Below are 20,900 nucleotides of genomic sequence, written 5' to 3' on the forward strand. Positions count from 1 at the left end.
GCAGGTATTAAGGTAAGGCTAGGCATAGTCCCTCCAAAATTACTGTCGAGGTGTTTCTTTTTCATGTTGTTGTTCCTATGGGGTGGCCGTTGTGGCCGGTGATCAGGTGTCGGCGATGGATCGGCGTAGGGAGTTGTTGCGCCAGCGCCTCACGCAAAGCGGTGTAACAGAACAGGCCGCACCGTCGGTACCGCGGATTCTGGCGGGCACGCGGCGCCCATTGAGCGCGGGGCAGCGGCGCATGTGGTTCGTGCAGACCAAGGATCCTGCGGACGCAGCACTGAATATCGGTGTCGCGCATCAGCTGCGCGGGCTCCTGGACGAGACGCGGCTTCGTGAGGCATTTGACGGCGTTCTCGCTCGCCACGACATCCTGCGGACCACTTATCGTGTCGGCTCAGATGGTGAGCCATATCAGGAGTTTTCCGATCAGGTCGAGCTCCCCTGGAAAACGGTGGATCTCAGATCCGTCGCGGAGGACGTCCGCGACGCGGAGATTGAGAGGCTGGCTCGCGGCGAGTTCGGGCTTGCGTTCGATCTCGCGATTGACGTGCCGCTCCGGGTGACGCTGATCCGTACGGAAGAGGCGGCATGGGTAGTGCTGCTTGTGGTGCACCACATCTGTTGGGACGACAACTCCTGGGAGGTCTTCTTCGCCGACCTCAACGGTCAGTACAACAGTGGCCAAGCGCCTGGTGTGCCACCGCAATTCATGGTTGTCGGACTGGATGGCGAACCATCCTCCGACACCGGTCTCGATTTCTGGTGCGATGCCCTGACTCCGTTGCCCGAACCGCTGGAGCTTCCCGGAACAGGGGTCCGTTCCCCTTCGCGCGCAGCGGAGCAGCGGCAGCGGCCGCTGTCCCACGGTGTGGCCGCTCGCGTTGAGGAGTTCGCGCGCACACAGTCGGCCACGCCATTCATGGTGTTCTTGGCCGCGTTTGGAGTGTTGATCCGCCGATACACCTCGGCGTCGGACTTCCTGGTCGCCATCCCGGTTACGGAACGCAAAGCCGCCGCGGAAAACGCTATCGGGTACTTCGGCAACACGCTCCTGCTGCGGGCCCCGATCGATCCCGCTGACACCTTTGCCTCGTACGTCGCGACAGTGCGCGAGGTCTGCCTGAACGCCTTCGGCCACCAGGATGTCGGAATCGACCGCGTCGTACGTGAGGTCAACCCGTACCGGGCCGTCGGCCGCGACGGGTTGGATGAGCTGGTCAGGCTCGGTTTCAGCTTGCGCAGAGACTCCAGCGGCTACGGCCTAACGGGCATCGAGGCCACCCAGCTCGAGCTGGGAGCGGTCTCCGCACAGCTGCCGCTGTCCCTGGCCATTGTCGCGGACACCGCGGGCACGGCGGTTGAGTTCGAGTACCAGACCGACATGCTGCCGCAATGGCTGGTCGACCAATTGCTTGGGCATTTCGAGGGATTACTCGATATTGCGCTGGCCGATCCGCATAGGCGGGTGGCGATGCTAGATCCTATCGGCGCACCGGAGCGCCGCGCGATCATGAGGCAGTCGCGCGGTGTGCTGAGCGCCGAACCAGCCGCGACGATCGTTGCGGTGCTCGAGACCGCCGGCGACCATGCACCCGATGCCATTGCGCTGATCTCTGACGACGTCAAACTGTCGTATCGCGAACTGCATCAACGCGCAAACCGACTAGCGCGGTGGTTGATTGGGCAGGGAATTGGCACCGAGGACATCGTCGCGCTCAGGATGACCACCTCGGTCGAATTCATTGTCGCGATGCTCGCAGTGCTGAAATCTGGAGCGGGATACTTTCCGATTGACCCCGGCCTGCCCGAGGAGCGGATCGAGTTCCTGTTAGCCGACGCCCGGCCGCAGATGGTGCTGGGTCCGGCGGAGTGTGGCGCAGCCGAACTCGAATGTGCAGGGTTTACTGGTACGAATCTCACCGACTCCGAACGTCTGCGGCCGCTATTGCCGGGGAACCTGGCCTACGTGATCTATACCTCGGGATCTACCGGGCGGCCCAAAGGTGTGGCGGTTGCCCATGCGGCGATCGCCGAACACGTCGTGTCCTTCACCGCTGAGTGGGACATGACACCGCAGGACCGGATGCTGCAATCAACCTCGGTGAGCTTCGATGCTTCGCTGGCAGACATCCTGTGCCCGCTGTCCCTAGGCGCGGGGCTGGTTATTCCTCGTCCAAATCCGTTCTCGGACATAGGCTATCTCGCAGACCTCGTGCAACGTCACGGCGTAACGGTGGTTCACATGGTCCCTTCTCTGCTGGGTTCGGTGCTGCTGACTGCCGAAGCCGATCAGTTGCGTGGTCTTCGGCATGTTCCCGTCGGCGGGGAAGCGCTGCCCGGCGAGGTGGCCGACAAATTCGCAACGATGTTCGACGGCACGCTCCGAAATCATTACGGTCCCACCGAGGCGGTGGTGTGTTCTACTCACATGTCAGTCGTTGGTCCACAAGGAAATTCGGTGGTGCCGATCGGCCGACCCAACCGCAATGTGTCTGCCTACGTGCTTGACGAGACACTGTCACTGGCGCCAACGGGCGTGGTCGGTGAGTTGTATCTGGGCGGCGCACAGCTGGCGCGCGGGTATCTCAGTCGTCCGGCGCTATCCGCCCAGCGGTTTGTCGCCGATCCCTTTAGTGTCGGAGGGCGCCTCTACCGCACGGGAGATCTCGTTCGCCGAAATGCCTCCGGCGAACTGGAATTCATCGGGCGAGCGGACGAGCAGGTCAAGGTACGGGGCTATCGGATTGAACTCGGTGAGATAGAAGCTGCGATTAGCGCCGACCCTCGGGTCTGCCACTGTGTCGTCATCGTCGCCGAAGATGCTCAGGTAGGCCCTATGTTGGCGGCCTATGTGGTTCCCGCAACGGTGGACGGCGCTGCTGCCGAGGTCGACCTGGACGGGTTGCGCAGTCGTGTGAAGGAGGAGTTGCCGGCCTACATGGTGCCGAGCACGTTCACGGTGATTCCAGGCATCCCGCTGACTTCCAGCGGCAAGCTCGACAAGAGGTCGCTGCCAAAACCTGATCCATTGGTGGACAGGTTGTTACGTGAGCCATCGACGCCGACAGAGCGCCGCATGTGCGCCATCTTCGCTCAGCTCTTCGGTCGTGATCGGGTCGGCGTTGACGACTCCTTCTTTGAACTCGGCGGGCATTCCTTGCTCGCTGCGCGATTGACCGCGAAAATACGGGCTCAGTTCGGGATCGATCTCACGGTGCGTGTCATCTTCGATTCGCCGACGCCAGCGGCACTGGCTGAGTGCCTCGTAGCACACTTTTGGTCCGAGTTCGAGATCAAACTTGATGAGTTGGAACTCGATGATTCCTTGGAAGAGGTGGATATCGCGCCACGTGACGGCCGGCCGGAGTTGGTGAGATTCGATCGGCCGAACAGGATTCCGCTGTCCTACTCGCAGTCGGCCATGTGGTTCGAATACCAGATGGAAGGCGCGGGCAACTTCGTCAACATGCCGTTTGTTCTCCAGATTGACGGTCCGCTCGACACCGTGGCGCTCGCGGCAGCCATCAACGACGTAGTAGCAAGGCAGGAGGCGTTGCGCGTTCGCTTTGGGGTGGATGAGGGTATGCCGTATCAGTGGGTGGAACCCTCGGTGGAGCTGTCCCTGCCGACAGTCAGCATTCAGCCCGGTGAACTCGATGACACCCTGAACCGGTTGCGGTACCACGCTTTTGATCTACAGAATGAGCCGCCCATCCTGCCGACGTTGTTGACGCTGGGTGCTCAGCGGCATGTGCTGTGTCTCTTGCTGGATCACATCATCGCCGATCACACCTCACTGGGGGTGATTCTCACCGACCTCATCGAGGCATACCGGGCGCGGTTGGGCGGCGGTGCTCCCGGTTGGGAACCGATACTTGTGGGATATCTGGATTACGTCCTGTGGCACCGCCAGGCGTTCGCGGCGGGGAGCGAATTCGGTGAGACTGAGATGGCGCACTGGCGTGAGCACCTCGCGGGTGTGCCCGATCAGATCTCGGTTGCCCACGATCGCGCGCGTCCGCAGATTCTCGGGAAGCAAAGCGAAATGCATGAATTCGTTATGTCCGCAGAACGGCGCGCGGCGTTGGTGAAGCTCGCCGAGAGGTCGGCGGTCACAGAGTTCATGGTCTATCAGGCGGCGCTGGCCGTCGTGCTACACCGGCTTGGCGGAGGCAACGACATCGTGATGGGTAGCCCCATCGCGTGCCGGACTCATCCCGCCGCATCAAATCTTGTTGGTCTGTTCGCCAACATGGTGGCTCTGCGCAACGACTTCTCTGACGACCCAACACTGCGGACGGTGCTATCACGCAGCCGTGAAACCATTGTGAATGCGCAAGCGCACCAAGAACTCCCATTCGAGCGGCTGGTCGAGGCGATCAATCCACGCCGGTCGAGGTCATGGAATGCGGTGTTCCAAACCATGATCAGCTTCCGGGGTGCGGACTGGTCACTACTCGACTCCGATCTCACGGGGAGCGGCGAAACTTCTGTGCACTCGGTGCAGATGGGTGGGCGAGTCTCGTACGTAGATCTGAACGTGGGGCTGATCGTCAATCCCGACGGCGGGATGGATGTGTCACTGGTGGCCAACGCCGACCTCTATGACGCCGCCACGACGCGTCAGATTGCGCACGCGTTTGAGGCGATATGTGACTCCTTGGCCACCAACCAGGATCAGGCTGTGTCGGCCATTTCCATACTCCCAGATGATGTTATGGAGCGTCTATTGGCGCCGCCGGCGCCGCCGGCCGAGTCATCCGGCCAACAGATCCCGGCTGGCTCGCCGGAAACTATGCGCGCGCTGATCGAGATCTTGGAGGAGCTCCTCGAGATCACAGATGTCCAGGCCGACGACAACTTTTTCGCGCTGGGTGGCGACAGCGTCATCTCGATCCAGTGGTCCGCGCGCGCCGTGGAGCGTGGGTTGGCTCTGACCCCTCAGATGGTGTTTGAGCACATGACGATCAGTGAGCTTGCTGGTGCTGTCGATTGGGTGACGGCTAATCCACCGGACGAAGTTGAGGCCCGGCCAGAAGAGGCAGAGGTGGACAGTGCGCCGATGAGCGCATCGGGTCTTGACGCCGACGCATTGGCCTCCCTGGCCGCATCGTGGCAGGCACAGTCGTGACGGGCGTGGGCCAGGTGGCGCCGAAGATTGAGGATGTGCTGGCGTTAAGCCCTTTGCAGGAAGGCTTTTTCGCCCTCGCTCAATTGGCCGACGAGAGTGTGGACCTGTACTCCATGCAGTTCGTGGTCGACATCGAAGGCGCCTTGGATGTCGACTTGCTGCACCGCAGTGCGCAGGCGATGCTTACCCGGTATCCGAATCTACGCGCATCGTTTTGGGATCAAGGGGTGCCGAAACCAGTTCAGATCGTGCCGGTCCATGCTGAACTTCCCTGGGAAGAGCTCAGCGCCCGGCCGGCGGACTTGGACGCCATCGCACGCCAGGAACGGCTTCGTCCGTTTGATCTCAGCAAGGGGCCTGCGGTCCGCAGCGTGGTGGTGTCGGTGCTCGGCGAGTCGCGTCACCGTTTGATCGTGACGGCCCATCACATTCTGATGGACGGTTGGTCATTCGGCGTCTACTTCTCCGAACTGTTAGCCGCCTATCAGGCCGGTGGCTCCATCGACGGATTGCCGGCCGTCCGCTCCTACCGTGATTACATCGCGTGGCTCGCGACACAGGACACCACGGCGGCCGCCGCACAATGGGCCACGTACCTGGACAAGGCCTCCGGGCCGCTGATGCTCGCCAACGGCGGCGTGTCGGCACACGATGGTGTGCCAGAGAAGCACCGGTTCGAGCTATCGCCGCAGGAGACGTCGGCCTTGCGAAAGTGGGCTGGCAGTAACGGATTTACGCTGAACACTGCTGTCATGTTCGCGTGGTCGCTGGTGCTGGGGCGGTTAAGCGACCGTCGCGACGTGGTGTTCGGCACCATTGTCTCTGGAAGGCCCGCGCATCTGGCGGGAGTGGAGAAGATGGTCGGTCTGTTCATCAACGCCGTCCCGGTGGTTCACGTCGTAGACCCTGCAGTCTCCGTTGTGGAGCAATGTGGCCGATTGCAACGGGAGACGTCGGCCATGCGCGATGTCGGGTACTTGAGCTTGTCGGCTTTGCAGCGCGCCCAAGGTGGGGCGGCGCTATTCGACACCATGTTCGTGTTTGAGAATGCTCCGCTTGACGACGCGGTTAATGAGGTCGTGACTGCCGACGGTGTGCGATTCCGGCCGGTGGAGGGGGAGAGTCTGGCGCACTACCCGTTGACGGTGGTGTCGCATATGTACGGTGAGTCACTCTTAGTGGTGATTGAAGCTATTGCCGAAGCGCTGCCGTACTTTTCGGCTGAGGATATCGGGGAGCGCCTAGTCTCCGTGCTGCGTCAGCTACCGAACATCGGAACCCGGACCGCCGGCAGCATTGACGTCCTTACTCCACGGGAACGAGCCCATGTTGGCGCTGTGTACCGCGATTTCACTGAATTGCCACAGTCGGTCTGGGAGCTATTCGAGCATCAAGTCAGTCGGGAGCCCTCGGCGACCGCTCTGACCGCAGAGGCCGGGCAAGGGCTCACCTACGCACAGTTGCACGAGCGGGCCTGCCGTCTGGCCGCTGAGCTGGCCGAGCACGGTGTGGGTCCGGAAGTGTCAGTGGCACTGCTCCTTCCGCGTTCGGTTGATTCAATCATCGCCGTCCTCGCGGTGCTGGCAGCAGGTGGCGCTTACGTCCCGGTAGATATTTCATTGCCCGCTGCCCGTATCGAATCGATTATCCAACAGTCGAACCCGGCGGTTGTCATCACCAATTTGGGATGTCAGGAAAAAGTGCAGTTCGCCTGTCGGGCGGTTGTGCTCGATGATCCTGTCGCCGTGGAGCGAGTTTCCATGCGGCGCGCGATCGCCCCCAATGTCCGTCGACATCGGGATCAAATTGCCTACATGATCTTCACGTCAGGTTCCACCGGCGTGCCGAAGGGGGTTATCGGGACTCATCGTGCGCTGCTGAGCTACTTCGCCGACCACCGCGACCGGGTGTACGGCCCGGCGACCGCTCGTCTGGGCCGCCGCCTGCGAATCGCGCACGCGTGGTCACTGAGTTTCGATGCTTCCTGGCAGCCGATGATGGGCCTGTTCGATGGCCACGCGGTGCACCTTTTCGGAGCGGAGGAGATGCGGGATGCGCGCCGCTTGGTGCAAGGCATGCTCGATCACGACGTCGACATGATCGACACCACGCCGTCCATGCTGGCACAGCTGTCTTCGGCAGGACTTCTCGACCGTTCAATCCCGGTGCTCGCGCTCGGCGGTGAGGCAATTGATACGGCGCTGTGGAACCGGTTGAGAGCACTGGCTGGCACTGATGTCTATAACTGCTACGGGCCCACCGAAACAACAGTTGAAGCAGTGGTGGCAGAAGTGAAGAATTTCTTATCGCCGACTATCGGGACACCGAACAAGGGTATGGCCGGCTATGTCCTTGATTCGGCGCTACGTCCGCTGCCAGACGGCGCGGTCGGTGAGCTGTATCTGGCGGGACCACAGCTTGCGCGGGGCTACGCGGGTAAGCCTGCATTGACCGCCGGCGCCTTCGTGGCTGACCCCTTGCAGCCTGGACATCGGATGTACCGAACGGGCGATCTGGTGCGGCGGCTGCCGCACGGTGGATTCGCCTATCTGGGCCGTGCCGATAGTCAGGTGAAGATCCGTGGGTATCGCGTGGAGGTTGGCGAGATCGAATCGGCGCTGCGCTGCCTGCCGGGTGTGGAGACCGCCGCGGTGAGTGTGGTGCGTCGCGCGGGAGGCGCCAGCCTCGTTGGTTTTGTTGTGCACCAACACGATACGTTTGAGCCCGAGCGTGCGATGCTCGCGCTCGCGGATCGCCTGCCCTCCTACATGCTTCCTGCTCGCCTCGTCGTGTTGTCTCAACTGCCCGTTACGGTGAACGGCAAACTGGATGCCGATGTTATTGACCGGCTGGCCGCTGATGCACTGGCAGGCGCCGCGGGGGACGGTGAATCGGCTCCGCCGACAACCGTCACTGAGCACACGCTGAGCGAGTGCTTCGCCGAGCTATTTGACGGCACGCCACCGGGTATCGACGCCGACTTCTTCTCGCTCGGCGTGGACAGCATCGTGGCGATTTCACTGGTCAACAAGGCTCGCAAGCGTGAGGTGCCGATTACCCCACGCATGGTGCTCGCTGCCCCCACGATCCGCCAGCTGGCCGCTCTTGTTGATTCCCGCGGGCGCCTGGAATCGATTGCGGGGAAGGCCGATTATGGGCCTGTACCACCGCTGCCAATTGTTTCATGGCTACATGAGAGCGGGGAGTACCGCCGGTTTGCCCTATCGGTGTTGGTGCGTCTTCCGGACGGCATCGACCGAGAGTCAATAGCACAGGTTTTGCAGCCGATACTGGACGGGCACGACATGCTGCGGTCGCTATTGGTTGACACCCCGGAGGGCCCACGTATCGTGACGCGCGAGCCCGGGGTAGTGCGCGCCGACAGCGTTATCACGCGTGTGGAGCTGCCTGCGGACGAGCAGGCCGTGACTCTCGCGGTGACGGCGGCTGCACGCGCTGCGCTCGACGACTTGGACCCCTACTCGGGCTCCATGTTCCGGGCGGTGTGGCTTGTCACTCCGGGCATGGATGATGCGCTACTGCTATGCGCTCACCACCTTGCCGTTGATGTCGTTTCCTGGCATATCCTGCTTGCCAATCTTGCCGACGCGTGGCGTACTGCCCAAGCGGGCGGAGTTCCAAAGGCTCCGGTGGAATTCACGTCGTACCGCCATTGGAGCCAGTTGATGGCCGAGCGCGCGGCTGGCGATGAGGTTCAGGAGCAATATGGTTACTGGGCAGCGCAAGTCGCGGGTACGGACCCTGCTTTGGGCTCGCGGCATCCGGATCGCGACTGCGACACCTGGGCGACCTTGCGAAACATGATGGTGACCACGCCCGTGGATATCACCGCGCGCCTGCTTGCCGCGATGGGGAAGAACGACGGTGTGTACGGATTCCTGATTGCCGCGCTGGCCGTGACCGTGGCGAGCTGGAGAATTGAGCGTGGCCAGGACGCCGGTGCGGGCACGTTGATCGCTGTCGAAAGACACGGCCGAATGGACGATGAGTTGGAAGCTGACACCACGGGCACGGTTGGTTGGTTCACCTCAATGTTCCCCGCTCGCGTTGGCGCCGGGAGCCTGGGGGTCGGCGTCGGCGAGGCGGAACGCGACTATGACGCGGCGCGGGCCGTGCTGGCTAGCGTTGCGCAGCACCTCGCGGAGATTCCCAACCAGGGAATGGATTACGGCCTGTTGCGCTATGCAGATGGGCGTGGTGTTCTCAGTGACGCGCCTGACCCTCAGATTCAGTTCAACTATTTGGGGCGTATGGACAGGAGCGGCATCACCGACGAAGCGTGGTCCCTGGTGACTGACGTGCGGCATCTCGCGTTGCCCGCCGATTCCGAACCGAACCTCGCATTGCGATTTGCGACCAATATCTCTGTTGCGGTGATGTCGACGCCGGAGGGTCCGCAGTTACTTGCAAATTGGCAGTGGAGCTCGGCACTTTTCACGCAGAACGACGCTGATCGGCTAGCGGAGCTATGGCAACGCAGCGTCGCTGCGCTCGCGGTCGCGGCTGAGCTATAGCAAGGACGACAACATGGATATCAGCAGGGATGAGATCAGGTCGACGATTGCCGAGCTCGTCGGGCTTATGCCCGCGGAGATCTCGGATGCAGATGACCTCATTATGTTGGGGCTCGACTCGATCCGGATGATGACGCTGGCAGGCGGCTGGCGTAAGCGCGGTAGTGGTATCACCTTCGCGCAGCTAGCTGCATCCCCCTCGGTCGCATCGTGGCATGAGTTGCTCGATGGTGGAGAAACAGGGCCCACCGTCGAGGCCGTCCAGCCTGGACTGGCCGTGTCTGACGTGGAAGAAGCCCCTTTCCCATTGGCCACGATGCAGCACGCGTACTGGATCGGCCGTTCGGAGGATCAGGAGCTCGGTGGCGTCGCGGCGCACCTGTACGTCGAGTTCGATGGTGGAGCAATCGATGCCGAGCGGCTACGGCTGGCGGTCGACCGGCTTGTGGCGGCACACCCCATGCTGCGCACCAGGTTTCTGCCCGACGGCACCCAACAGACCTTGTCCATCCCGGGGCGCGATGTGTTCAGTGTGGTGGACCTGCGTGGACATGCGGGTGCGGAGGTTGAGGCGGCACTGACCGAGCTCCGTGAGCGCAAGACGCATCAGCGCCTGGCGATCGAGGACGGTCAGGTGCTCGACGTCACGCTGACCTTGCGCGACGAGACGAGTAGCCGGCTGCATCTGGACGTGGACATGCTGGCCGGGGATGCGATGAGCTACCGGGTGCTGGTGTCCGATCTGGCTGATCTGTATCACGGTGCCGCACAACCGGAATTGGGATACACCTACCGGCGGTATCGCACCGAGGAGCGCGGCGATGAGCCGGCGCGTGAACGTGATCGTCAATGGTGGAGCGAGCGGTTGGAGGACCTGCCGGGTGCGCCGGAGCTGCCCACCGTGCCGGTGAGTGAACGAACCGAACCACATCGCACCGTCCGATACGACTACTGGCTTGAACCGCGGGCCAAGCAGCAGCTGCTGGCTGCCGCACATCAGCGCGGAATCACCCCCGCGATGGCGATGGCCGCGGTCTTCGCCGAAACCATCGGCGGGTGGTCCGCGCAAAGTCGCTTCCTGCTGAATGTCCCTTTGTTCCATCGTGAATCGGTGCACCCTGATATCGACCGGGTGATCGGTGATTTCACCTCCTCGATCATGCTCGACGTCGATCTGACCGACCAGATGTCGGTGGCCGACCGGGCCCGCGCCCTGCAACGCAGCATGTACGAGAGCGGGGCGCATTCGGCGTATCCGGGGCTCAATGTGCTCCGTGACCTAGGCAGGCACCGCGGTGAGCCGGTATTGGCGCCGGTTGTGTACACCAGCGCGCTGAATCTGGGGGAGCTGTTCGCTACGTCGGTGATCGAGACCTTTGGCGAACCGGTCTGGATCATTTCCCAAGGGCCGCAGGTGCTGTTGGATGCGCAGGTCACTGAGGTACGAGGCGGCCTGCTGCTCAACTGGGACGTGCGTGAATCGGCTTTCCCGGACGGCATGGTCGACACCATGTTCGCGCGCTACACCGATGCGGTGGCCGCGCTCTGCGCCGGTGACGACGGCTGGAATGCCGATGCCGCCGTGCGGCTTCCGGCCTCGCAGGCCGAGGTCAGACGAACCGTCAATGCGACCGGCGGCCCGGTCACCGGCCGGCGCCTGCATGAAGGCTTCTTCGATTTCGCGAAGACGCACCCCGGCGCATCCGCGGTGGTGTGGGGCTTCGGTGACGAGGACGGGGTATGGACTTACGGCGACCTGGCCGCACAGGCCTTGGCCGTGGCCGGTGCGCTGCGCGCAGGTGGCGTTCAGCCCGGCGATGCGGTCGCGGTGCAGCTGCCCAAGGGGCGCGATCAGATTCTGGCCGTGCTCGGTGTGCTCGCGGCGGGCGCCGTGTACGTACCCATCGGGTTCGATCAGCCGGCACAGCGCCGTGCCGCGATTCTTGAAACCGGCGGAATTACACTGGCTTTGACGGCACCGACCGCAGCTGGTTCCGATATGCCCATCGACCAGCTGCCAGTCGACGCGGCCCGCCAGTACCAGGAACCTCTTGAGGCCCCGGTGCTGCCCGACGCTTCACAGATCGCCTACGTTCTTTTCACATCCGGGTCTACCGGTACGCCGAAGGGCGTTGACGTCTCACACGCGGCCGCGATGAACACCATCGACGCGTTGAACGATGAGTTCGGGGTCGTCTCCTCCGACCGTGCGCTCGGGTTGTCGGCGCTCGAGTTCGACCTGTCGGTGTACGACATCTTTGGCATGTTCTCGGTGGGTGCCGCGGTCGTTGCCGTCGATGCCGCCCAGCGTGCCGAGGCGACCACCTGGGTGGAGTTACTACGGCGCCATCGAGTTTCGATAATCAATTGCGTGCCCGGCCTGCTGGACATGATCTTGGAGATCGGCGGCAGCGAGCTAGGCGATTCGTTGCGTGCGGTCATCCTCGGTGGTGACTGGGTGAGTGCGGACCTGGCGCGCAGGCTCGCGGCTCAGGTCCGAGGCTGCCGCTTCACCGGCCTCGGTGGGGCGACCGAGGCTGCTATCCACAGCACGATTTGCGAGGTGGTGGGCGACCCGCCCGAGCGCTGGGCGACGGTTCCTTTCGGCGTGCCACTGCGCAATGTGCGGTGCCGGGTCGTCTCGCAGGCCGGTCGCGACTGCCTCGACTGGGTGCCGGGTGAGCTATGGATTGGTGGCGACAGTGTCGCGGCCGGATACCGCAACGACCCCGAGCGCACCGCGCAGCGATTCGTCGAGTACGACGGGTTGCGCTGGTATCGAACGGGCGATATGGCGCGATACTGGCCCGACGGAACCGTTGAATTCCTGGGCCGCGCCGACCATCAGGTGAAAATCCGGGGCTACCGGGTGGAACTGGGCGAGGTCGAAAGCGCGCTGCGTCTCGTGCCGGGTGTGCGTCACGCGGTCGCCGCCATTGTCGGCGGTGATGCACCGAATCTTGTTGCCGCGGTCGTGAGTACCCCAGATGGTTCTGTTGATTACGCGGCACTGCTCGGTGACCTGCTCCCGGGCTACATGATCCCAACCCGGATTGAACTTCTTGAGCACATGCCGTTGACGTCTAACGGGAAAATGGATCGACGTGCGGTGACGGCGCTACTGGAGCAGGCGAGCACCATGAGCGCCGGCTCGGGGCCGCGACACGATCTCGATGCGGCCCTGGTCGACCTGGCGGCAGGAGTCCTGGGTGTGGAATCCATTGGTGTGCACGATGATTTCTTCGCCCAGGGTGGAGACTCGGTGCTGGCGACGGCGGTCATCGCGCGCGTGCGCGATTGGCTGTCGGTCGATCACGCTCTCGTCGGGGACTTCTTCGCCACTCGCACCATAGCCGGGCTCGCCGATCGGTTGTTGAAACGAGAGGCCGAAAACGGAACTCCAGACCGGCTGGCCGTGGTCGCGGGGCACTACCTGGAAATCGCGGCGATGACCGATGAGGAGATCCTGGCCGGCACCACCTGACCGGTCAGGAAGACGCGGGCGTACCCAGCACCATGCTGCCCACGCTGCACTCCTGTAGCTCCGGGACGGCCGCGGCCGCGGTGAAGGCTGCGGTATCGCCGAATCCCTGGGCGCATGCGCCCAGCCCCATGGCAGTGGCGGCCAGGTAGATGGTCTGCATGAGTACGCCGACGTGCTTGAGGATGGCCGAGTAGGCGACCTGCTCGTAGGTCCACATCACCCGCCCGGCGCGTGCGCCCATCACCAGCAGCACCTGTGGTTCGGCGCCCCCCTCCAGCGTCGCGGAGGTCGATTTCAGCAGCTGCTTGACCGCGGTGGAGTCGGCGTCGGCCACCGGCCGTAGAACATGCTCAAAGGAGTCGTAGTGGTACATGCCCGGTGCGAGTCCGGCGACGTTGCGCGCCACCGGATACAGCTCCAGCTCGTACACGCTGCCACCCGAGGGATACGGACGGGACAGGAGTTCTTCGCCTTCGCTTTCCGAGCGGACGCCACGGGTACGAGCCGTGCGATACAGGAGCTCGGAAAGCTGTTCGATGGTGATGGGGTTGGCGTCATCGAAGGCGCGCACCGAGACCCGGTCCTCGATCACCGTGGTGAGGGTCGGATCCCCGGCGCGTAGGGCCGCCAGATCCGGGGCCGGTAGCGCGACCGGGCTTCCCGGATAGTCGGGTTTTCGTGCAGCCGGCTGCGGGAACTTGCCCTTCGCCCATTTCGTGGGACCGAAGTGGTCCCAGGTGATGGTGCGTTCCCCCAGGGTGCTGCGTCGGTGGAACCACAGGTCCGATGCGCTCCAGCTGACGGAGGGGAACTCGTGGTTTTCCTCGTCGCTGTTGGAGACGACGAATCCGCCCCAGCGCAGATCGGCCTGGAATCGCGCGATGAGATCCTCACCCAGGTCGGCGCCGGCGCGTCCGGGGCCGCCGAGCAGGGGGAGCAGACGGAGATCGTGGATGCGGATATCGCACCAGCTCAGCGGATTTTCCAGCACGTATCCACGTGAATCGCGATGCAGTACGGAGAATTTGGACAGATGGACGCCCGATGATGCGGCATCCGTGGGTTGAGGGGCGGGGACACCGAAGCACTCGACGGCATAGAGGTCGTGTTTGTCGTCTCGGACCTTCAGCGACAGCCATCCGCCTTCGAGTAGCCGCGCGATGAGTGCCTCGATGGCGTCGCTATCGGCATCGGTTATCAGTTCCGCGAACGTCGAGGGGCCGCTGTTGAGAGTCTTCAGTACGCGCCGCTGCTGCTGTGAGAGCCCGGTGAGTTTCTCGTTGCGCGGTGGGTTCAGGAGTATCGCGCCCGCGGCTGTGACGAGGCACGTTGCGCCGTCGCGTAGGGCGAACCGGGTTCCGGCGGGGTAGGTGAGAGCGGACAACGGAAGCCTTCCGGAACGTATGCCGACGCCGAATGCGTGTGCGTTTCATCCACGATCATAAGGAACCCCGGTAAGGTATCCCTAACTTGGGCTCTCTTTGCTGGGTGGTGGATTGCTGCCAGCCGTGTGGATGCACGAGCTACCTGCTCCGCAGTTCACTGTGCGACCTGACTGACGAGCATGCGCGGCCACCCGGCCGATGGTGCTGGATGAGGCCGAAAGTGCTCAGTACGCTGAGCATCCGGCGAATGTCCGAACGATGAGGAGTGCTCGATGAATTTCGGCGATTTCCAGCTCCAGTTCTATGCGGCGGGTGCGCTCGGCAAGGTGTCGACACTTCCCTTCACCTTTGCCGAACTGGAGAGTCGCGCGGAGCAGACGCTGGGCGAGGGAATCTTCGGCTACGTGCGTGGTGGCGCCGGTGATGAGCACACCCAGGATGCGAATGCCGCCGCACTGCGCCGCTACGGGCTCGTGCCCCGGATGTTGCGAGACCGTACGACTCGGGACATGTCTACGTCATTTCTGGGGCGCGAGCTCGCCAGTCCGGTGTTCATCTGCCCAGTTGGAGTGCTGGGTGCGGTCCGTGACCGTGGTGATCTGCTCACCGCCGCCGCCGCCCGTGAACTCGATGTGCCCGCCATGTACTCGACGCTCTCTTCGGCCACTCTCGAGGAGGTCGCCGCGGAGCGCGGCGATTCCTACGGGATTTTCCAGCTGTACCCGTCATCAGATGCCGAGCTGACCGACAGCTTTATCCGGCGTGCCGAGGCGGCGGGGTACGACGCGCTCGCGGTGACCCTGGACACCGGCACATTGGGATGGCGCCCCCGTGATCTCGCACACGGTTACCTGCCGATGCTGCACGGACACTGCCTGGCGAACTACACCTCAGATCCCCGCTTCCTGGAAATCGCGGGGGTGCGTTCCGCCGGGGAACTGGCCCCGATGCACGCCGGTCTGGTGTGGGCGTCGCTGTTCAGCCATCCGGGTCTCACCTGGGCGGACATCGACCGCTATCGCGAGCTGACCAAACTCCCGATCATTCTCAAGGGCATCTGCGACGTCGATGACGTTCGGCAGGCGGTGGATCGTGGCATCGATGCCATTGCCTATTCCAATCACGGTGGACGGCAAGCGAATGGCGGAATTCCCGCCATCGATGGTCTGGCCGCGGCAGTCCAGGCGGCCGGCTCGGTTCCAGTGACTTTCGACTCCGGGGTCCGTGACGGTATCGACGTTTTGCGCGCTGTCGCCCTGGGCGCCAGCCTGGTGGGGATCGCCCGGCCGTACGTGTACGGGCTGGCGCTGGACGGAACCAACGGCGTCAAACACGTCATCCAGTCACTGCTGGCCGAAGCCGACCTGACCATGGCCGTGAACTGCTATCTTTCGCTCGACGAGTTGGCGGTGCAGCGGCTTTCCTGATGCACGGCAACGGGATTTACCCCCCGAATCGGGGTCCGCGCCGTCGTAGGTAGCGCTCGAATTCGGCGGCCAAGGCGTCGCCGTCGATCTTGCTGAGAATCTCGGTGGTGTCCACCTCGGCGTCGCCGCGCTCCTCAAGCGACTGCACGTACTCGGCGATCTCCTCGTCCTCGGTGGTCATCTCGGAGACCGCCTGCTCCCACTCCTCGGCCTGCTCCGGCAGATCTCCGAGCGGTACCTCGACGTCGAGCACATCCTCGACGCGCTGCAGCAGGGCGACCGTCGCCTTCGGATTGGGGGGTTGGGATACGTAGTGCGGTACCGCGGCCCAGAACGCGACGGCGGGTATCCCGGCGTTCACGCAGGCGTCCTGGAATACCCCGGCGATACCGGTAGGACCCTCGTATCGGGTCTCCTCCAGTCCGAAGAACTTGGCTGCGTCGGGGGAGTAGGCGGTGCCGCTCACGGGCACCGGCCGGGTGTGTGGAGTATCGGCCAGCAGGGCGCCCAGGATCACCACGGTCGACACGTTGAGGCGGTCCGCGATGGCCAGCAAGCGGTTGCAGAAGGTGCGCCAGCGCATATTCGGCTCGGCGCCGTGCATCAGCACCACATCGCGCTGCGAGCCGGGAGGTGAGCAATAGGAGATGTGCATCCCGGGCCACTCCAGCTCGCGGGTGACGCCCTCGACCAGCCGCACGATGGGACGATTGACCTGGTAGTCGTAGTAGTCCTCATCGTCGATGGTCATCAACGGAGTGGCCTGCCAGGTGGTGTCCAGGTGCTCCAACGCCGCGCTGGCCGCATCGCCGGCGTCATTCCAGCCCTCGAAAGCGGCAACCACCACCGGGTCGCGCAGCACGGGTAGGCCGTTCTGGGCGGTATCCGACAGGGTCACGGTGCCAGCGTAAGCCCTGCGTGACGGGGACGAGTTGCGGCTGGCGGAGAATGGATTAGATAGCCGGATCACATTGTTGATATGACCGCCCCTGAGAGAAACCTGCACGACATATTGGGCGTTCGCACGACTGTTGAGCGACGACGTAGACTCCATCTGGTCGAGAGGCGTTGCAACGGTTCCGGATCACAGCCCGTGACCGCCACGCTCGGCAGAGTTAAGGACGCCTTCCGCTACGGAAGGAGTGCCCTGTGAACGCCGCGAAGTCGGACGTCTCTGCGCCGGACACCTTTGTGCCGAACGTCCGCCCCGACTGCACCGATGAACTAACCGCAGCGCTGCTCCGGCGGATCATGGTTATCGACGGCGCGATGGGCACCGCCATTCAGCGCGACCGCCCGGACGAAGAGGGTTATCGCGGTGAGCGGTTCATGGAATGGCCGACCGCGCTGCAGGGCAACAACGACCTGCTCAACCTGACGCAGCCGCACATCATCGAGGGAATCCACCGGGAGTACCTGGAGGCGGGCGCCGACATCCTTGAGACGAACACGTTCAACGCGAACGCGGTCTCGCTCTCGGACTACGACATGGCCGACCTCAGCTACGAGCTGAACTACGCCGGAGCTGCCCTGGCGCGCGCTGCCTGCGATGAGTTCAGCACCTCGGACAAGCCCCGATACGTCGCCGGGGCTCTCGGACCGACGACGCGGACCGCGTCGATCTCGCCGGACGTCAACGACCCCGGCGCCCGCAACGTCTCCTACGACCAGCTTGTCGCTGCCTACCTCGAAGCCCTCAACGGATTGGTCGACGGTGGCTCTGACCTGATCATCATCGAGACGATCTTCGATTCGCTGAATGCCAAGGCGGCGGTGTTCGCCGTCGAGACGTTGTTCGAGGAACGCGCACGCCGCTGGCCGGTGATCATCTCGGGCACCATCACCGATGCCTCCGGCCGGACGCTGTCCGGTCAGGTCACCGAGGCGTTCTGGAACGCGATCAGGCACGCGAAGCCGATCGCGGTCGGCCTCAACTGCGCGCTGGGTGCGCCGGAGATGCGGCCCTATATCGCCGAGGTGGCGCGCATCGCGGACACCTTCGTGTCCTGCTACCCGAACGCCGGCCTGCCCAACGCCTTCGGCGAGTACGACGAGTCCCCGGAAGCCCAGGCCGGCTACATCGCCGAATTCGCCGAGGCCGGCCTCGTCAACTTGGTCGGTGGCTGCTGCGGCACGGCGCCGCCGCACATCGCCGAGATCGCCAAGGTCGTCGAGGGCGTGAGACCGCGCGAGCTGCCGGAGATCGAGTTGGCCACCCGGCTCTCGGGCCTGGAACCGCTCAACATCACCGACGACTCGCTGTTCGTGAACATCGGTGAGCGCACCAACATCACCGGCTCCGCCCGGTTCCGCAACCTGATCAAGGCCGAGGACTACGACACCGCGCTGTCGGTCGCGCTGCAGCAGGTCGAGGTCGGTGCGCAGGTCATCGACATCAACATGGACGAAGGCATGATCGACGGCGTCGCCGCGATGGACCGGTTCACCAAGCTGATCGCGGCCGAGCCGGATATCAGCCGCGTCCCGGTGATGATCGACTCCTCGAAATGGGAGGTCATCGAGGCCGGCCTGAAGAACGTGCAGGGCAAGCCAATCGTCAACTCCATCTCCATGAAGGAGGGCGAGGAGAAGTTCATCCGCGAGGCACGGCTGTGCCGCAAGTATGGCGCCGCCGTCGTGGTGATGGCCTTCGACGAGCAGGGGCAGGCCGACAACCTGGAGCGCCGCAAGGAGATCTGCGGGCGTGCCTACCGGATCCTGACCGAAGAGGTCGGCTTTCCGGCCGAGGACATCATCTTCGACCCGAACTGCTTCGCGCTGGCCACCGGCATCGAGGAGCACGCGACGTACGGGATCGACTTCATCGAGGCGTGCGCCTGGATCAAGGAGAACCTGCCCGGGGTGCACATCTCCGGCGGTATCTCGAACGTGTCGTTCTCGTTCCGCGGTAACAACCCCGTCCGCGAGGCGATCCACGCGGTGTTCCTGTTCCACGCCATCAAGGCCGGCCTGGACATGGGCATCGTCAACGCCGGCGCGTTGGTGCCTTACGACTCGATCGACTCCGACCTGCGCGACCGGATCGAGGACGTCGTCCTGAACCGTCGCCCGGACGCGGCCGAACGGCTCCTGGAGATCGCCGAACGGTTCAACAGCACGGACAAGGCCGAGGACCCGGTGGCGGCCGAGTGGCGCAGCCTTCCTGTGCGCGAACGGATTACGCACGCCCTGGTCAAGGGCATCGACGCCGATGTCGACGCCGATACCGAGGAACTGCGGGCCGAGATCGCCGCGGCAGGTGGTCGCCCGATCGAGGTGATCGAGGGCCCGCTGATGGACGGTATGAACGTCGTCGGCGACCTCTTCGGCGCGGGCAAGATGTTCCTGCCCCAGGTGGTGAAGTCGGCCCGGGTGATGAAGAAGGCCGTGGCCTATCTGCTGCCCTATATCGAGGCGGAAAAGGAGCAGTCCGGTGCCGCGGCGAGTAAGGACACCAACGGCACCATCATCATGGCGACGGTGAAGGGCGACGTCCACGACATCGGCAAGAACATCGTCGGGGTTGTCCTGCAGTGCAACAACTACGAGGTGATCGACCTCGGTGTGATGGTGCCCGCCCAGAAGATCCTGGACGCGGCCAAGGAGCACAACGCCGACATCATCGGGCTGTCCGGCCTGATCACGCCGTCCCTGGACGAGATGGTCAACTTCGCCGTCGAGATGGAGCGTCAGGAGCTGAAGATCCCGCTGCTGATCGGCGGCGCGACCACGTCGCGGGCGCACACCGCCGTCAAGGTGTCGCCGCGTCGCAGCGGTCCGGTGGTCTGGGTCAAGGACGCCTCCCGCTCGGTGCCGGTCGCCGCGGCGCTGCTCGACGACAAGCAGCGGCCCGCCCTGCTGGAGGCCACCGAGAAGGACTACGCGGCCCTGCGGGAACGGCACGCCCAGAAGAGTGAGCGGCCGATGCTGACGCTGGAGAAGGCCCGTGCGAACCGGACGCCGATCGAGTGGGCCGGCTACACCCCGCCGGTGCCCGCTCAGGGCCTTGGCGTGCGCGAGTTCCTCGACTACGACCTCGCTGAGCTGCGCGAGTACATCGACTGGCAGCCGTTCTTCAACGCCTGGGAGATGAAGGGCCGCTTCCCCGACATCCTGAACAACCCGGTCTCGGGCGAGACGGCCCGCAAGCTGTACGACGACGCCCAGGAGATGCTCGACACCCTGATCAAGGAGAAGTGGCTGACCGCCAACGGGGTGATCGGCTTCTTCCCGGCGAATGCGGTGGGTGACGATATCGAGGTCTACACCGATGAGACCCGCACCGAGGTGAGGGCGAAGCTGTTCAACCTGCGCCAGCAGGGCGAGCATCGGGACGGTATCCCCAACCGGTCGCTGGGCGACTTCATCGCCCCCAAAGAAACTGGGGCCAACGACTTTATCGGCGCCTTCGCCGTCACCACCGGGCTGGGCAGCGCAGAGAAGATCGTCGCGTTCAAGGCGGCCAACGACGACTACAACGCGATCCTGCTCGAATCGCTCGCAGACCGGCTGGCGGAGGCGTTCGCCGAACGGATGCACCAACGGGTTCGCAAGGAGTTCTGGGGATTCCAGCCCGACGAACAGCTGGACAACGAAGCGCTCATCGGTGAGAAGTACAGGGGAATCCGTCCTGCCCCCGGCTACCCGGCCTGCCCGGAGCACACCGAGAAGTCGACGCTCTGGGAGTTGATGGACGTCAAGGAGCGGACCGGCATCGAACTGACCGAGTCGATGGCGATGTGGCCCGGCGCTGCCGTCAGCGGCTGGTACTTCTCGCACCCGCAGTCGCAGTACTTCGTGGTCGGGCGGATCGCCCAGGACCAGACCGCCGATTACGCCAAGCGCAAGGGCTGGACGCTGCAGGAAGCGGAGCGCTGGCTCGGCCCGAATCTCGGCTATAACCCGGAGGACTGAGCACCAGCGTCAGGGGCAGCA

At 63.8% G+C, this 20,900-nt stretch carries 7 protein-coding genes; 5 read left to right on the top strand and 2 right to left on the bottom strand.

The annotated features are described in order from the left end of the window. Nucleotides 1-91: 91 nt before the first annotated feature. Genes DSM43276_RS09215 through DSM43276_RS09225 form a run of 3 tightly spaced genes read left to right on the top strand, consistent with a single transcriptional unit; the run spans nt 92 to nt 13,153 of the window. Nucleotides 92-5,134, top strand: a complete 5,043-nt coding sequence (locus tag DSM43276_RS09215; protein WP_078329194.1) for a non-ribosomal peptide synthetase — start codon at nt 92-94, stop codon at nt 5,132-5,134. Further along, a complete protein-coding gene (locus DSM43276_RS09220; RefSeq protein WP_078329150.1) occupies nt 5,131-9,669 on the top strand; it encodes a non-ribosomal peptide synthetase in 4,539 nt (1,512 codons plus the stop codon). The genes DSM43276_RS09215 and DSM43276_RS09220 overlap by 4 nt, the downstream gene beginning before the upstream one ends. A gap of 13 nt (nt 9,670-9,682) precedes the next feature. Then, nucleotides 9,683-13,153 (top strand): non-ribosomal peptide synthetase, encoded by a 3,471-nt coding sequence (locus DSM43276_RS09225; protein ID WP_078329149.1) that lies wholly within the window; start codon nt 9,683-9,685, stop codon nt 13,151-13,153. A 4-nt stretch (nt 13,154-13,157) separates the two neighbouring features. On the opposite strand, the gene DSM43276_RS09230 is transcribed toward DSM43276_RS09225, so the two are convergent. After that, complete coding sequence (locus tag DSM43276_RS09230) at nt 13,158-14,537, bottom strand: SagB family peptide dehydrogenase (protein ID WP_078329148.1); 1,380 nt, start codon at nt 14,535-14,537, stop codon at nt 13,158-13,160. Between the two features lie 273 nt (nt 14,538-14,810). Between DSM43276_RS09230 and DSM43276_RS09235 the strand changes: the two genes are divergently transcribed. Further along, nucleotides 14,811-15,965: an alpha-hydroxy-acid oxidizing protein gene (locus DSM43276_RS09235; RefSeq protein WP_078329147.1), complete on the top strand. Its 1,155-nt coding sequence runs from the start codon at nt 14,811-14,813 to the stop codon at nt 15,963-15,965. Between the two features lie 16 nt (nt 15,966-15,981). Here DSM43276_RS09235 and DSM43276_RS09240 read toward each other — a convergent pair whose 3' ends face one another. Next, on the bottom strand, nt 15,982-16,935 hold the full coding sequence (locus tag DSM43276_RS09240) for a PAC2 family protein (RefSeq protein WP_372991153.1): 954 nt from the start codon (nt 16,933-16,935) through the stop codon (nt 15,982-15,984). A gap of 281 nt (nt 16,936-17,216) precedes the next feature. Between DSM43276_RS09240 and metH the strand changes: the two genes are divergently transcribed. Then, the gene (metH, locus tag DSM43276_RS09245) at nt 17,217-20,879 is read left to right on the top strand and encodes a methionine synthase (protein ID WP_234803000.1); all 3,663 of its coding nucleotides are present in this window, start codon (nt 17,217-17,219) and stop codon (nt 20,877-20,879) included. The last annotated feature ends 21 nt before the right edge of the window (nt 20,880-20,900 follow it).

Origin of the sequence: Mycobacteroides salmoniphilum, from assembly GCF_004924335.1 — a bacterium.
GTDB classification, from domain to species: Bacteria; Actinomycetota; Actinomycetes; order Mycobacteriales; family Mycobacteriaceae; genus Mycobacterium; species Mycobacterium salmoniphilum.